Annotated in this window: 1 rRNA gene; it reads right to left on the reverse strand. The window is 50.1% G+C overall.

Going from position 1 to position 455, the window contains the following annotated elements:
- Window positions 1-455, reverse strand: a 23S ribosomal RNA gene (locus HZ297_RS11825); the annotation flags it as partial.

Genomic DNA, 455 nt, shown 5'->3' on the forward strand with positions numbered 1-455 from the left:
GGTATTCTCTACCTAACCACCTGTGTCGGTTTGGGGTACGGTTCCCAGTTATCTGAAGCTTAGGAGCTTTTCTTGGAAGCATGGTATCAACCACTTCATCGCCTAAACGCAACTCGTCATCAGCTCTCGGCCTTGAAATCCCGGATTTGCCTAAGATTTCAGCCTACCACCTTAAACCTGGACAACCAACGCCAGGCTGGCCGAACCTTCTCCGTCCCTCCATCGCAATAACTGGAAGTACAGGAATATTAACCTGTTTTCCATCGACTACGCTTTTCAGCCTCGCCTTAGGGACCGACTAACCCTGCGTCGATTAACGTTGCGCAGGAAACCTTGGTCTTTCGGCGTGCGAGTTTTTCACTCGCATTGTCGTTACTCATGTCAGCATTCGCACTTCTGATACCTCCAGCAAGCTTCTCAACTCACCTTCACAGGCTTACAGAACGCTCCTCTAC

The sequence above is a fragment of the Thiomicrorhabdus cannonii genome (assembly GCF_013391695.1).
GTDB lineage: Bacteria > Pseudomonadota > Gammaproteobacteria > Thiomicrospirales > Thiomicrospiraceae > Thiomicrorhabdus > Thiomicrorhabdus cannonii.